The sequence below is a fragment of the Paenibacillus sp. DCT19 genome, from assembly GCF_003268635.1.
GTDB lineage: Bacteria > Bacillota > Bacilli > Paenibacillales > Paenibacillaceae > Paenibacillus.
On record NZ_CP029639.1, the window covers coordinates 1,818,614 to 1,831,919 of the forward strand.

The 13,306-nt window shown below is 42.3% G+C and carries 14 protein-coding genes and 1 pseudogene; 13 read left to right on the forward strand and 2 right to left on the reverse strand.

The features are described 5' to 3' along the window. Positions 1-56: 56 nt before the first annotated feature. The 13 genes and pseudogenes from DMB88_RS08070 (at position 57) to DMB88_RS08130 (ending at position 12,076) form a co-directional block, all read left to right on the forward strand. On the forward strand, positions 57-911 hold the full coding sequence (locus DMB88_RS08070; RefSeq protein WP_164848643.1) for a PRD domain-containing protein: 855 nt from the start codon (positions 57-59) through the stop codon (positions 909-911). 119 nt (positions 912-1,030) lie between these two features. Further along, positions 1,031-2,947 carry a beta-glucoside-specific PTS transporter subunit IIABC gene (locus DMB88_RS08075; RefSeq protein ID WP_128100939.1) on the forward strand — a complete coding sequence of 639 codons (1,917 nt, stop codon included), beginning with the start codon at positions 1,031-1,033 and terminating at the stop codon, positions 2,945-2,947. Between the two features lie 25 nt (positions 2,948-2,972). Continuing rightward, a pseudogene (locus DMB88_RS08080) lies at positions 2,973-4,447 on the forward strand (glycoside hydrolase family 1 protein). A 192-nt stretch (positions 4,448-4,639) separates the two neighbouring features. Next, entirely contained in the window at positions 4,640-6,082 is a 1,443-nt protein-coding gene (locus DMB88_RS08085) for an amino acid permease (RefSeq protein WP_128100940.1), read from the forward strand. 414 nt (positions 6,083-6,496) lie between these two features. Further along, positions 6,497-6,934: a hypothetical protein gene (locus DMB88_RS08090; RefSeq protein ID WP_128100941.1), complete on the forward strand. Its 438-nt coding sequence runs from the start codon at positions 6,497-6,499 to the stop codon at positions 6,932-6,934. A gap of 33 nt (positions 6,935-6,967) precedes the next feature. Beyond that, positions 6,968-7,480, forward strand: coding sequence for a hypothetical protein (locus DMB88_RS08095; RefSeq protein ID WP_128100942.1), 513 nt, complete (start codon positions 6,968-6,970; stop codon positions 7,478-7,480). A 425-nt stretch (positions 7,481-7,905) separates the two neighbouring features. Next, a complete protein-coding gene (locus DMB88_RS08100; RefSeq protein ID WP_128100943.1) occupies positions 7,906-8,379 on the forward strand; it encodes an NUDIX domain-containing protein in 474 nt (157 codons plus the stop codon). Between the two features lie 348 nt (positions 8,380-8,727). After that, a complete protein-coding gene (locus DMB88_RS08105) occupies positions 8,728-9,111 on the forward strand; it encodes a hypothetical protein (RefSeq protein WP_128100944.1) in 384 nt (127 codons plus the stop codon). Between the two features lie 79 nt (positions 9,112-9,190). After that, on the forward strand, positions 9,191-9,919 hold the full coding sequence (locus tag DMB88_RS08110) for a DUF7683 domain-containing protein (protein ID WP_128100945.1): 729 nt from the start codon (positions 9,191-9,193) through the stop codon (positions 9,917-9,919). A gap of 242 nt (positions 9,920-10,161) precedes the next feature. Continuing rightward, entirely contained in the window at positions 10,162-10,554 is a 393-nt protein-coding gene (locus DMB88_RS08115; RefSeq protein ID WP_128100946.1) for a hypothetical protein, read from the forward strand. 12 nt (positions 10,555-10,566) lie between these two features. Continuing rightward, positions 10,567-11,007 carry a hypothetical protein gene (locus DMB88_RS08120; RefSeq protein WP_128100947.1) on the forward strand — a complete coding sequence of 147 codons (441 nt, stop codon included), beginning with the start codon at positions 10,567-10,569 and terminating at the stop codon, positions 11,005-11,007. A gap of 14 nt (positions 11,008-11,021) precedes the next feature. Continuing rightward, entirely contained in the window at positions 11,022-11,555 is a 534-nt protein-coding gene (locus DMB88_RS08125) for a hypothetical protein (protein ID WP_128100948.1), read from the forward strand. Positions 11,556-11,584: 29 nt separating this feature from the next. Next, on the forward strand, positions 11,585-12,076 hold the full coding sequence (locus tag DMB88_RS08130; protein WP_128100949.1) for a hypothetical protein: 492 nt from the start codon (positions 11,585-11,587) through the stop codon (positions 12,074-12,076). Between the two features lie 149 nt (positions 12,077-12,225). Here the strand turns inward: DMB88_RS08130 and DMB88_RS08135 are convergent, their stop codons facing one another. After that, complete coding sequence (locus DMB88_RS08135) at positions 12,226-12,999, reverse strand: ABC transporter substrate-binding protein (protein ID WP_164848644.1); 774 nt, start codon at positions 12,997-12,999, stop codon at positions 12,226-12,228. Next, positions 12,996-13,295: a hypothetical protein gene (locus DMB88_RS30180; RefSeq protein WP_164848645.1), complete on the reverse strand. Its 300-nt coding sequence runs from the start codon at positions 13,293-13,295 to the stop codon at positions 12,996-12,998. The genes DMB88_RS08135 and DMB88_RS30180 overlap by 4 nt, the downstream gene beginning before the upstream one ends. Positions 13,296-13,306 lie beyond the last annotated feature (11 nt).

Below are 13,306 nucleotides of genomic sequence, written 5' to 3' on the forward strand. Positions count from 1 at the left end.
ACCTTATGTATTTTCAAGATGGATTTTTGTGTTTTTTAAGAGGTGGGGTCAGTAAAGTGAGGTATATTAAAGCCTTCAACAATAACGTGGCTTTAGTTAAAGATCTCTCTGGACTTGAATGGGTAGTGATGGGTACTGGAGTAGGTTTCCAAAAGAAAAAAGGAGATCTGATCGAAGAAGAGAGTATTCGCCGGAAGTTTGCAGCAGAGGATTCAGCAGCGAAGAAACCTCTCGTGCAGGTCTTAGATCATATGGATCCTGATGTTCTCGATGTAGCGGTAGAAGTGGTTAAAAATGCGGAAGTCTCGCTTGGTATAACGTTCGAGAATAACATTTATTTAACCATCGCCGATCATTTGAACTTTGCGATCAAGCGAGCAAATGAGCAGATTGAATACGTTGAGACGAACCGTTGGGAAGTCAAAAATCTATATCCGAAAGAATATCTCGCAGCTCAAGAAGCTATCAGGCTTGTATTCGATCGCCTTGACGTTCTTTTGCCCAAAAGTGAGGAAACCTTTCTAACCTACCATTTCGTAAATGGACAGCAGACTAAAAAGACACGGATTGAAGAAACGTTGAAAATGACCGAAGTTATTAATCGAATTATTGAGGTTATCCAATATCATTTTCAAGTCAAGCTGGATGAAGAATCGTTAAGCTACACGCGGTTTATCACCCATCTGCGTCACTTTTTTATTCGTCAATTCAAGCAGAATCATATCGAAGACCAAGAGGTTGATCTAACGATCGTCGAAGTGGTCAAGAGCAAGTATCCTCGTTCCTATCAGGCAGTTGAGAAAATTGCACATCTGCTCGAACGGAAATATGGTTGGTCGCTATCGCCGAATGAAAGACTGTATCTTGCTCTTCATATCTGGCGTTTAACCAGCCAACTAGAAACTAAATAGGTCAACCGTGGAATTGTTACTGAATCATCGATTCAGGCGTTACCCAAGCATAGGAGAGCCAACAAGGCTCTACGTTGTTTGGGTATTTTTTTTGGAAATTGTGGAGAGGGGATTTCGCGATGAAAGCATATCAAGAGCTAGCTAAACAGATTGTAGAGAAAGTCGGAGGGAGGGAGAATGTAGAGCAGTCCTGGCATTGTGTGACGCGCTTGCGCTTCTTAGTGAGTGACAAGGAGAAGATTAAGCTAGAAGAGATCAAACAGTTAAAAGGAGTCATCGGTGCTCAATTCTCAGGTGATCAATTCCAAGTCATTATCGGTAATCAGGTCGCTGATGTATTCGCAGAGGTGGAACCTCTAGTCGGCACAGGTGGAGCGCAGGCAGCGAGCGGTGAGAAAAAAGGCATAATCTCCTCCGTCTTTGACTTCATCTCAGGTGTCTTCACCCCGCTCATTCCAGCGCTTGCCGGAGCGGGTCTGCTCAAAGGCTTCCTGGCGATGTTTGTAACATTTGGCTGGTTGAGTAATCAAAGCGAGACATATCTAGTGTTGAACATGATCGGAGACGGGCTCTTTTACTTCCTGCCCTTGTTCCTTGCTGTAACCGCTGCACGCAAAATTAAGACGAATGAGTATGTTGCACTTGCGCTTGCTGCACCGATGCTGTATCCAACCATGGTCAACGCGGTCAATTCAGGTGGAGAGATTACGAGTTTTACCATTTTCGGTGGGATTACCATTCCGGTGATCAATTACTCTTCATCAGTTATTCCGATCATACTTGGTGTCATTCTTCTGAAATACGTAAGTGCTTTTGTAAAGTCTTGGATGCCGAATGTGTTAACGATGATGTTCACACCGTTGCTGTCCCTAATCATTGTGGCTCCGATTACGCTGTGGTTGATTGGACCAATGGGTACCTATGCAGGTAATTGGGTCGCAAGTGGACTCGTATGGTTGTTCGATGTGGCTGGGCCATTAGCAGGCTTCTTGGTTGCTGGTTTTATGCCGCTGCTCATTATGACAGGTATGCATTATGCCCTTGTTCCCATTATTTTTCAAAATTTCGCGAGCTACGGCTTCGATCCGATTGTCTCTCCCATGATGCTGCTTAGCAATGTGGCACAGGCAGGGGCTGCATTCGCAGTTGCAGTGAGAAGTAAAAACTCTCAATTCAAACAGTTGGGTGCATCTACCGGCTTCTCGGCTCTTCTGGGTATCACGGAGCCTGCGATGTATGGGGTTAACATGAAATTGAAAAAACCGCTGTATCTTGCCATGATCTCTGCTGGGGTTATGGGTGGAATTGCGGCATGGCTTGGAATTAAGAAACAAGTATTAGGCGGACTGCCAGGGCTCTTCGTTTTGCCGGCGTATGCCGATCCGTTGGGGAATTCGTATAACTTGATCATGACCTCGATTCTTTTTGTTGGAGCCTTGCTCGGTGCCTTTGTGCTTGTCATGATCTTCGGTTTCAAAGATATTCCAGCTGAAGGGAAGCAGGAAGAGAAGAGCGCACAGAAAGTTCCGACGAAACCGAAAGCAACGGGTGCCAATCTTACAGAAGCTGCAACGAAAGGGCCAATCAACATCCATTCCCCATTGAAAGGACAGATTGTGAATCTTCATGACGTATCCGACCCGACGTTCTCAGAAGAAGCGATGGGTAAAGGTATTGCAATTGAGCCAGACGAAGATCGCATCGTTTCGCCGGTTAATGGAGAGGTCAGCATTATGCCGAAGTCCGGTCATGCCATTGGTATTAAAGGGGACGACGGCGAAGAACTGCTTATCCATATCGGAATTGAGACCGTTTCGCTAAAAGGTAAGCATTTTACAAGTCTGGTGAAGCCAGGGGATCGACTCGAAATAGGACAGCCTTTGATTGAATTCGATCGCGCCGCCATTCGTGAAGCGGGTCTTGAGACGGTAACGATGATGATTGTGACCAATACCGCCGACTATCTAGACGTACTGACGATTAACGAAGCAGGCCCTATTTTTGAAGGAGAACGCGCATTAACCATTATGAAATAAAACACAAACTAAGGAGTGATTGAATATGACAACAGTTCAAACAGGTTTTCCAACGAACTTTCTCTGGGGTGGCGCAACTGCCGCCAATCAGGTTGAAGGAGCGTATAACGTAGGTGGCAAAGGGCTCACAACAGCTGACATGGTTCCTTTTATACCAAAAGAAAAACGTGGGTTAAACTTCGCCATCGATGTAAACTCTGATTATATCGAGAAGGCTCTCAACAGAGAAGTAGATGATCGCTATCCGAAGCGTGATGGAGTCGATTTCTATCACCGCTACGAAGAAGACATTGCGCTATTTGCGGAGATGGGTTTCAAAGCCTTTCGCTTGTCGATTAACTGGGCGAGAGTTTTCCCTAACGGTGATGATGCAGCTCCAAGTGTCGAAGGATTGGAATTCTATGATCGAGTATTCAATGAGTTAGAGAAGTACGGCATCGAACCAATCGTTACGCTGTCTCATTATGAGACTCCGCTGGCGCTGACTCGCAAATATAACGGTTGGTACAGCCGTAAGTTGATTCCGCTTTTTGTTACGTATGCAGAAGTGCTCTTCAAACGCTACCGTCATCAAGTCAAATACTGGATTACATTTAACGAGATTAATATGATGGGACATAGCCCATATACAGGTGGGGCGTACTAGTCGATAAGCTTCCGAACCAAACCAAGGAACAAATCGCTTATCAGGCGTTGCACCATCAATTTGTAGCAAGTGCATTGGTGACGAAGCTCGCGCACGAGATCAATCCAGATGCTAAAGTAGGATGTATGCTGGCTAGGGGACAGACCTATCCAGTGACGAACAATCCAGAAGATGTGTTACTCGCACAGCATTATAACGACCTGAACCTGTTCCACACGGATGTGCATGTTCACGGCGAATACCCATCCTTTATGAATCGTTACTTTGCTGAGAACAATATTGTGATTCAGAAGGAAATCGGTGACGATGAAATATTGAAGCAGTATCCTGTGGATTATGTATCTTTGAGTTATTACATGTCCAAGTCGGTTGCATCCAATTCCGAAGATTATGAACAGGTATCTGGTAATCTCACGACGTATGCTGTGAAAAATAAATATCTGGATACGTCCGACTGGGGATGGCAGATTGACCCGAAAGGGCTCCGTATTACGTTGCGAGACATGTATAACCGCTACAGAAAGCCTCTTTTCGTTGTAGAAAATGGTTTGGGTGCATATGATAAGGTCGAGGAAGATGGCTCGATTCATGATACGTACCGAATTGATTACCTTAAGAAGCATATTGAGCAAATGAAAGAAGCAGTCATAGAGGGTGTAGACCTGATCGGGTATACGGCTTGGGGGCCAATTGATCTGATCTCCATGTCCACCTCCGAAATGTCCAAACGATACGGATTCATCTACGTGGATCAAGACGACGAAGGTAACGGTACATTGAACAGATCCAAAAAAGATTCGTTCGAGTGGTACAAGCAGGTTATTGCCACCAATGGAGAAGAGCTACAATGTTGAACAGGTTCAAGAGAACATGAGTTTTGAGTAAAGAAAAGTGTCGGTCCGTGCATTTGTGCATGATCGGCGCTTTTTGCCGTTGATATAAAGTTGTTTGTCTGTTATTTATCCGCTCTTTTACATGTTTCCACATCATTAGGGCAGGCTATTTGAAGTGTTTGGAATGGGAATGATGTAGAAAGGGCTGACAGCATGAGTAATGCATCCAAGACTCCAACAAAGGAAAAGAAACTGAAATGGTGGCAACTAAGTCTGCTCGGCGTGGCAGGAACGATTGGAACGGGATACTTTTTAGGTTCAAGTCTTGCCATCTCGTTTGGTGGTCCTGCGGTATTGATCGCTTATGTATTTGCAGCTTTGGGTACATATATTGTTTTTGATGCGCTCGCGCGAATGACGTCAGAACATCCGGAAGAGGGCTCCTTTCGCTCTTATGCAAAGAAGGCTTTTGGGAATTGGGCTGGTTTTTCCAGCGGATGGGTGTATTGGTTTTCCGAATTGCTCATTATGGGGAGTCAGTTGACGGCTCTGTCGATATTTTCCAGATTCTGGTTTCCTGCTGTTTCACTATGGGTCTTTGCCGCTGGATTTGGCGTAATCGGCCTATGTATCGTGTTTTTTGGCAACAAAGGATTTGACCGGGTTGAGAATGTGCTCGCCATCATTAAGATGGCAGCTATTATTATGTTTTTGATTCTGGCAATTGCGCTCCTTGCCGGTTGGATTGGAGGAACGAAGTACGATCATAAGGTACCCATGGATATGGCAGCGATTTTCCCCAAGGGTGGAGTAGGTTTGTGGTCTGCATTCCTTTTTGCGTTCTACGCCTACGGTGGTATTGAAGTGCTCGGGATTATGTCTTATCGATTAGAAAAACCTGAGGATGCACCCAAGGCAGGCAAGGTTATGCTCATTTCTTTATCCATCGTATATATCGTATCTATTGGTTTGGCGTTGATCATGGTGCCACTGAGTGCATTTAATCCCAAAGAAAGTCCATTTGTCCTGGCACTGAGCAGCGATCATCTGGCCTTTGTTCCGCACCTGCTCAATGGCGTACTGATTGTGGCGGGTTTCTCGACTATGACGGCATCGCTCTATGCGGTGACATCCATGATTATGACGCTGGCGAAGGAGGGAGATGCTCCGTCGTTATTCTCGCGTAAGTGGAAGCAGAAATATCCCTTATTTGCACTTTCACTCATTGGGTGTGGGCTTATCGGAACTATTGTTATGTCTTTGTTACTGCCTGGTAAAGTGTATGAATATATTACGACTGCAGCGGGATTGATGCTGTTATACAACTGGTCGTTTATCTTACTATCCTCTGGTCGGCTGCTGCAGTCCAAAAAGTTCGATGTCGTTAAACGCTGGATTGGGCTGCTGCTCATTGCGTTTGCAGTGACCGGTGCGCTCTTCCACACACTGAGTAGACCTGGTTTTTTTGTAAGTCTCCTGCTGGTCCTGCTCATTGGAATCAGTGATATCATTGTACAGCGCAGACGAAACAAAAAGCCCTCGGCTCAGTCAGCAAGTACCGAAATGGAAGACGATGAAGCGTATGAATCAAGTACCGAGGAGACAAATGGTTATCACATCACGGGTATACGGCTTCGTAAAAGTAAAGTGAAGTAAAGAAAATTTATGTTATAGTGCGTGTTCAAAAAGAACGGTTTTCAGTACCGAGAAGATGGGATGAAGCTAGAAATGGAATAGCGGAGCGTAGGCAGAACTACGTGAGCAACTACATTGTTTCTGAAAGAAACAAGCTTCGTAAGCATCCACTTATTTCGGCTGAATCCCATATTTGACGCTGAGATGCCATCAGGCATCCTTCGTAATCAAAAGCGAACTTTTTGAACAACCTCTTATAGAAGCAACAAAACAAAGTTCCGAATAACCTCTTTTCTCGCAGTGAGAATGAGGTTTTTTGGCTTTTCATTACATTTATATAACAGCCAAAAACCACTAGTATATCCTTATTATCTCAAACGCGGAGAGTGTGGTAAGATGCTACTAAGATGAGATGATCAGTTAGAGGGGATAACGATGAGTTATTTGACTGTCTATCCGAAAGCCAAGTTGATGTTAGTAGGCATGCTGATTCTTGGAATTTTTCTGGTTAGAAATTATCAACTTAGCGGAGAGGGTTTTCTAAAATATTTTATCCTGTTTATCATGGCCTTTATTGTAATTAATATCGTGATTCTAATCCGTCGTGTATTCTCGCCCAAGCCGAGCATTACTCTATGCGAAGATTATGTGATATCGACCAAAAACAAGAGGTATGACGCCTCCCAAATCGAGTGTGTCTATATGACCTACAAGCGAATTGGTATTAAGCTTTATGGTCGTAGACTCGTTCCTTCGGATCTATGTTTTTATTTTGAATCTAGCCAAGAGAACGCAGGGTTAGAAGAGTTAGAGGAATGGGCAGCACGGAACCAAAAAGAGGTGAAACACAAGTTTTTCCAAACCTTAACGTAGACTAGTACGTCTTAATATAGGGAGGATTTTCTAATGAAGACATTCGAACAATTTCTAACAAGTGATTGGTATCAAGTCGTTATAGCAGATCTGCTTCAGCTTAAACCCCACATCAAATTTGTCGAGCATGGCAGCTATGAAGCGAGCTTATTAATGGATGCTTTTAAGGAACGGAAGTATGTGCTTGAAGGGTTTGGCGCTTCTCTGCCAACAGAAGAAGAATGCATTCAATGGTTACTGGAGCAATACAACAATGACAAGGATAACATCATGTCTTTTGTAGTGGCTCGAATCACGTTTAGTGAAGAGTTAGATGATGATCCAGACGGTGAATTTCCTGAGGGTGAGGAGCTTGATGAAGTTGATCGTTCTGAAGTTGTTGAGATTCTAGGTTTTGCGAGGTCGGTCATCGCGAGTACGATCATTGAATATGATTTTGTCAAAAATCATCCTAAACAATTAACCGCTTATTATAAACGGACAAGAATTCCCGATGCAGCAAAATTTTCGTCTCAGATCAAGAAGGTGTATGCCTGCCTGAACTGATTGTTCGCTGTAAGGATTTTCTGGTAGAAATAGAATAGGGGCATATTGAATGCGATCTGATTAGAAACATTGAGATAAGCATTCATGTGCAATCGCAGATATATAGTTTTAGTTAGTAAGGAGTTGTACTTGTATGGGATTGTTGGGTCTTTTATTGATTATATTCGTGAGCTTTTTTGCGTTTCTAATCATTGCCTTTGTTATCCGTTATGCCATAGATTCATCCCAAACGTCGAGAAGACTTGATGTTCTAATTAAAGAAGTTAGGTACTTAAGAGCTGAAGTGAAAAGACAGAACCAAGATAATTCAGATGATCACAACCATATTATTGATACAAAAGTGTAGAAACTTGTTCAGATCGCTAAATAAATGATGTGGCAAGTGCACATACGTACCGTTACACCCAAAGGAGGAATTTAAGAATATGGGCATGTCTGACTATTACCAAAATCTAAGAGACAAGATTGGAAACGAGCTTATTTTTATGCCAGGGGTCGCTGGGATTATCCGTAATGAACAAGGGGAGATATTATTTGGTCGTAAGCATAAGGAGTCCACTTGGGGATTGATTGCCGGAGCTATTGAACTTGGTGAGACACCTGCCCAAGCGATGATTAGAGAGGCGATGGAGGAGACGGGGCTTGTGGTTGAACCAGAGAAGATCATTGGGGTATATGGTGGTGAAGAGCAACGGTTTACCTACGCGAACGGCCATCAGGTCGAATACGTCACGATTATTTTTGAATGTAGTATTACGTCCGGACAACTTTCTCCCGATAATGACGAGATGAAGGAACTTCAATTTTTTCCTGCACATCAGCTTCCTCCCATGGTAAACAAGTATCCAGATCATATATTTAGTTCCCAGCAGGAAGAGCGGGCACATTTTGCTAAATAAAAGATTAATGGATCTGTATCCTTATAAAATGAAAATGATCGAGATGGAATGGACCAGTAGTACATTTGGCTATTTATCCATCCCGATGTTTATCATGGGAGTGATTGTGTACTTTTTTCCGGACATTCTGTATAAGTGCTTTGTCCTCTTGAGATACAGACGTATTAAACCCAATTCGGAGTTCGAGGATAACCCACCGAGCGGCGATATTCCAAGATGGGTAGAAGTAATATTTAAAATATGCGGAAGCGTTATGATGATCATGGGGATTGTATGGTTTTGGTTTTCGGAAGAGTTTTATGAATTTTGGTTTTGAGCAAAATACATAAGAACAACTAGAGAGGAAGAGTGATCCTGAGAAGTTCCAAATACACACCATATTACAGTTACATTGGTATTGCTTTCTTTATCCTGACCCTGATTGTCAACTTGAGCTTCAAATATGGTACAACTTCGGATGAGGGCGTGCTGTTTCTCTTGTCTGTTTCAAATGCGGTATTATTGATGTTTACGTTGCTCTGGGCAGTATTCGGAATCATTGAGTTGCACTTGATCTTGAAAACAAAGAACAGGCTTCAATCCCGACTACGTCATGGTAGGATCAGTACAGAGGAGCATAGGGTCAGCCAGAAAAGTATTAAGTTCAGCCTCGCTATAGGGATAAGTTATCTGGTTATGATCGTCATTCAAATTGGCTACGTCATTCTGAACTGGGATGAGATTAATATCTAGGGAGCAATGTAGTGAGAGTTTTAAAGTGTTCCTTATTGGGCTAAGAGCATAGAACAATTTGTACCCAGGAGAGAATAAAATGAATAATCAATGGCAAATCAACAATGTACTAGATGAATGGACATGCCCATCCGAGATTGGAAAAGTCATTCAAGGGAATGTATTCACATTGGAACAATACCTTCTTGTTGAAGAAACATACATAGACACAATCATGGTGTTTTTAAAGGAAGCAGAACTGCAGACTCTACGGGTTATTCAAGTATCGGATCGATCAATCTCACAAGAAGATCAACATTCTGTGTTATATGAACAGGAATTTAGTCAAATTTTAATACAGGAAGATGGGGTATATAACACCGATGAAATTCGCACAATCTGCAAGATGATACTCAGAAATTATGCGGATTGTCAGTTGTACGCCAAAGATCATTTTTTTGTGCACTTTGGTTGGGATTATTATATGTTCATCGGTAGTAGTCATGATTCATACCAGGCCATTGAATTTGCTAGGAGCAAAAATTTATCTGTGGAAGAGTGTATCTCTCCTTATTATTATGAGGAAAAAGATGTAACTAGATCGATCGAATGGAGTGAAGTAGACGCTGAGGTGGCTATCGTTATTGCTGAAGAGGAAATTCGAGATGTGACCATATGGGAATACCGTAATGTATTGGGTTTATCCGAAGAGCATCCTGTTTTTGGGTATTTTAGAATAACGCAAGCGCATCAAGAGTTCTTTCAATCCAAAATCAATCATACGTTGGACTTCACCAAGTATAGGTACGGATTACACGCTAGTTGTTAATTCAGATAAATACATATGATAGAAAAAGAAAGGTAGTCATTCATGCAAAAGGAAATTCATAGTAAAATAATGGGTTCGTTTAAGTATGACGAGCAATTTAATACATACGAGCATACGGAAGGGAAAGTGTATTATACGTTAAGGCGATCTATGCAGGGTTTGATTATGAGTATCGTTTGATCCAAGCAGATGTGTAGCTGTGTAATAGATAATTAGATTCATAGAGAAGGGTGAACATCGAGATGGAGAATGGGATCTTTGAGCATATCGCGTTCCAATCTAATTTAACATTAGAGGAGTTCACGAAAAGCTTAAGTGCATTAATTGATACTGATGCCTTCCAGTTTGATTTTGAAAATGAAAATAATTGGAGCTGGGCGCATGATGAAGACCAGATAGAAGTAAATATATCTAAGCCATTTAAAGAAGGAACTCTGCAAGAATGGGATGACACCGTGCCTGAAGGCTGCAACTTTGGTGTTTCTTTACGTACCAGTAATAAGAAAGAACTTCGTCAAAGTGATACATTTAATGAACTCTTCGTACTGGGAAATTTAATTCCGAAATATATCAAAATGATCGAAATGATCATAGGCGGTAAAGCTTATTATCATAGAGGGAAATATAAAAAGTAGGGTAGGTCAACCATGGGATACGATTTTAGAGGAATAGTCACATCACTTGATGTTATGAAACGATTAAAGGACAAGTATACGAGCGCTAAGGTCATCCCGCTATACAATGGATTAATCGTTATCCCCCTAACAGATGAGCTATATGACGAGATTAATAAGAATCAAGGTACAACCATACCTAACTATGAGTATTTGACGGATATCATTAGTTCCTATTGTAGAGAAATCTCTAAGCTCGGCTTGGTCGCTTATATTGAAGCTGAATATTTCGGAGGAACAGGCTCACAGAATGCAATGGTATGGGACTCCAGTGAGGTTATTTTCGAGGAGACGTTAAGTCAGTCTGCAATCAACCGATCACTTGAAATTTTAGGAGTATGCAAATTACAGGGCAAAGACGAGTTTGATACTGTAGGTTTAGGTAGGCATCGCGATACAGAAGATTGGGAATAGAATGAGATGGTGAAATGATGATGAACATCTATGGTCATATCAAAAAAGCGAACGAAATCCTTGTTACACATGTGATATTTGAACAGGAGCAGGTAAGTCCGGAAAGAGTAGTTGAAGGGATTCAACAATCGTGGAAACATATTGAGAAATTTATAAAGAATACATCTCCAGATTGGACGAATTGGCTGAATGATCAACTGTTACATATGGATACCGAAGAATTAGCATTTTCCAATGATATGGTAAAAGAATGTACAAGAATAATGGAGAGAATGCAGGTAGAGCGAGAAGTGAAGTCGTATTATCAACAATATATTTCGTTAATAGGAAGCCTTCTTATTTACCATAAGTCATATGAAGAATGCTGCGATGTTTGTCAGGGCGAGCTTCAATATTACACGGATGAACTGAGGGACATCGTGGTGAAGAAGTGCAGAACCTGTGGAATGTTGTATACCGGACAGACTGGGGAACGGATTGGATTAGTTCATGAAATCAACTTGAGACGCTCCAGAAAAAGCGAGCTCGTAAGAGAAGGGATTATCTAGGTTACTTAGAATGAGGTGATTAGGTTTACATGGAGATTTCATACCATACGATAGATGTATTGAAACGGAGATACACAGGTACGAGTCAGTTTTACTTTTCGTTGTTTAGACATACTAAGCCTATGGATTTTGCATTACATACAGAGAAAACGTACTTGTTGAAATGCCTTCTTTCCAGTGAAGAATTCATGGAAGAGTATGCTGACTTTTTGCCAATTAACGAGGATGTGTTGGATCAAGCAATGGTGCTAAATCGCTATGAGTTGGAAGGTTCGCTAATCAGTATGTTTCTCCAAGGCACATGTACAGAGCCCATTGTAGCTGATGAGATCGAGGCAAGGAAACTATCACAGGCACTGCTCTCAGATCTGAGAGTTGAATTGGATCAATGGGTTGTCTTTAAGTTAGGAAATCCAGGTTGGTCCAAAGCTTCAATGGAGGCAACATTATCCTGCTTCTATATTGTGTTTTACGCAGCACACAGATGTTGGTTCATATTGGGGTACGAGGATGTTTATTAGATACATGGCATTACGAGATAGATAAAACGAAAGTTTGATTGAATATAACAAAAAAAGCCCACGGTGGACATCTTGTGAGTTAGAATCTCACTACCCTATCCACAAGCTATATTCCACCGTGAGTTACTTTACATATGTGTGTGATTGTATTACTTCGTAAAGAATGGCAAAGCCTCTTTCAAGATTTCTGCTCCAGACAACGGACCTTTACCTAATGCCCATACTTCGTCATTCACAACCAGCACATGGTTGTTTTTCACCGCATTAATCGTTTGGAAAGTGCTGTTACCCATCCATTTATCAAGGTCGGCCTGAGCGCCGTATATTACCAGATAATCTGGGTTTTCCTGTACTAGTGTCTCCAGATCAACATCGGCAACATCAATTTTACCTGGTGTTTGCTGCTGACTGGATTTGGTTTCATCGAAGCTATACTCTGCCCCCATTTTCTCTAGCAGTGTAGCGATATAGGATGTTTTCATCCAGATATAAAAGTTCTTCTCCAGCACTTTCACTACCATAACTTTAGGAGTGCCGGTAATTTGCGAATGCGTTTGTTCTATGTTCGAATTGAACTCACTCATCACCTGCTCGTGCTCTTTGTCTTTACCGAGTAATGTTCCGAGCACAGCAAAGTTCTGCTCCATATCACCATAACCGTTGGTGTAGAGGGCGATGGTTGGTGCGATCTTCTCCAGATCATCACGAATCGCTCCATGGACATCGGCATTCGCAATAATGAGATCAGGTTTGAGGGAAGAGATGACCTCCAGATTAGGCTGCTGATGATTGCCTACGAAGGTATAGTCCGTCACTTTGTCTTTCAGATATCCAAGCACCTCTGCATTGTAAGAGCCAGCGATGCCAACGGGTGTAATCCCCAGTGAAACTAACTCATCTGTAAAGGAGAAGTGCAGTGTCACAATTTTTTGTGGTGAACGAGATAATGTAGTGTCTCCCCATGCACTTTTGACGACATAGGAACCATCGGAATTCGAAGTAATGGACGGTGCATTAGCTGCATTGTCTTCACTTGAGCTCTGATCTGTGTTTGCATCGGAAGCAGACGTCGTCTCGTTATTGTCTGTATCAACAGTATTGTTAGCTTGTCCCTGATCTGCTGTCCCCCCTGCTTTGTTTCCCGCTGTCTGTCCCCACAGCCGGCGAGAACCAGTGTCATGATTAAGATGAAGCTCCAGAATAGTGATTTACGGTTCATTAGGTGTTTTT

What these genes read in the sequence shown, in the direction of transcription:
- DMB88_RS08075 (WP_128100939.1), top strand. Translation starts at nt 1,031, where the DNA reads ATGAAAGCATATCAAGAGCTAGCTAAACAGATTGTAGAGAAAGTCGGA.
- DMB88_RS08085 (WP_128100940.1), top strand. Translation starts at nt 4,640, where the DNA reads ATGAGTAATGCATCCAAGACTCCAACAAAGGAAAAGAAACTGAAATGG.
- DMB88_RS08090 (WP_128100941.1), top strand. Translation starts at nt 6,497, where the DNA reads ATGAGTTATTTGACTGTCTATCCGAAAGCCAAGTTGATGTTAGTAGGC.
- DMB88_RS08095 (WP_128100942.1), top strand. Translation starts at nt 6,968, where the DNA reads ATGAAGACATTCGAACAATTTCTAACAAGTGATTGGTATCAAGTCGTT.
- DMB88_RS08100 (WP_128100943.1), top strand. Translation starts at nt 7,906, where the DNA reads ATGGGCATGTCTGACTATTACCAAAATCTAAGAGACAAGATTGGAAAC.
- DMB88_RS08110 (WP_128100945.1), top strand. Translation starts at nt 9,191, where the DNA reads ATGAATAATCAATGGCAAATCAACAATGTACTAGATGAATGGACATGC.
- DMB88_RS08115 (WP_128100946.1), top strand. Translation starts at nt 10,162, where the DNA reads ATGGAGAATGGGATCTTTGAGCATATCGCGTTCCAATCTAATTTAACA.
- DMB88_RS08120 (WP_128100947.1), top strand. Translation starts at nt 10,567, where the DNA reads ATGGGATACGATTTTAGAGGAATAGTCACATCACTTGATGTTATGAAA.
- DMB88_RS08125 (WP_128100948.1), top strand. Translation starts at nt 11,022, where the DNA reads ATGATGATGAACATCTATGGTCATATCAAAAAAGCGAACGAAATCCTT.
- DMB88_RS08130 (WP_128100949.1), top strand. Translation starts at nt 11,585, where the DNA reads ATGGAGATTTCATACCATACGATAGATGTATTGAAACGGAGATACACA.
- DMB88_RS30180 (WP_164848645.1), bottom strand. Translation starts at nt 13,295, where the DNA reads ATGAACCGTAAATCACTATTCTGGAGCTTCATCTTAATCATGACACTG.